The sequence below is a fragment of the Acidisphaera rubrifaciens HS-AP3 genome (genome assembly GCF_000964365.1).
Taxonomy (GTDB): domain Bacteria; phylum Pseudomonadota; class Alphaproteobacteria; order Acetobacterales; family Acetobacteraceae; genus Acidisphaera; species Acidisphaera rubrifaciens.
This window is the reverse complement of the sequence record NZ_BANB01000016.1, coordinates 1-725: the sequence shown is the minus strand read 5'-3', so window position 1 is coordinate 725 and position 725 is coordinate 1. Positions and strand designations below refer to the sequence as shown.

Sequence of the window (725 nt, the reverse complement as noted above, 5' to 3'; positions counted from 1 at the left end):
CCGAGACGGTCATACATCAGACTCTGCCATGCCGACTGCGCCGGCCGCCACTCGCCCGCGGCGATCCGCCGCACGTCGCGCAGGCTCGCCCGGGCGAGGCGGCGTGCCCGCACCGCCGCCGGCACCGGCGGGATCACCCACAGCGCCGTCGTCGCCAGCACCATGCCCCCCACGATCGCGGTCGCGGTATTATAGAACGCTTGCGGATCATACGTGATCTGGTTCGAGGGCGCGAGAAAGGGAACGAAGTTGGCCGCGGCGGCGGTGAACACCGGCGCGAAGCGCGCCGTCGCCTGCAACGCGCCGAAGGGTACCAGGACCGCGCTGAGCGCCAGGGCGAAGGCGGGAAACGTCGAGAGGTTCGGCAGCACGGCGAAATCGACCACGGCGCACGCCACGACGGCGATCACCGTGCCGCCGGTGAAGCGCAGGGCGCTGGGCAGCGCCATTTCGTTGAGCGGCGACAGCAGCAGCGCCGGCACGGCGGTGAAGGTGATGAAAGTCAGGCCGCTTGGCCACGCGGTCGCGATCCAGACCAGGCAGGCCGCCCCGATCGCGACCATCACCCGCAGCGCGTTGATCAGGGCCGGCAGCCGGTCCGGGCGGCGGATCAGGCCGAGGCGCCGGGGGCGGCGCGCGGTGCGGATGTCCGTCAGGAGCGCCACCCCGTTGGCCGCGCGCGCGAGGCCGCGCAGAGCGGCCGCCGTCTGATCGGCGATCAGCCG

1 protein-coding gene is annotated in these 725 nt (G+C 72.8%); it reads right to left on the bottom strand.

Annotation, left to right across the window (positions count from 1 at the left end):
* A partial coding sequence (locus tag B8460_RS00640) for an FUSC family protein (RefSeq protein WP_048859635.1) occupies positions 1-725 on the bottom strand: 725 nt, incomplete at both ends.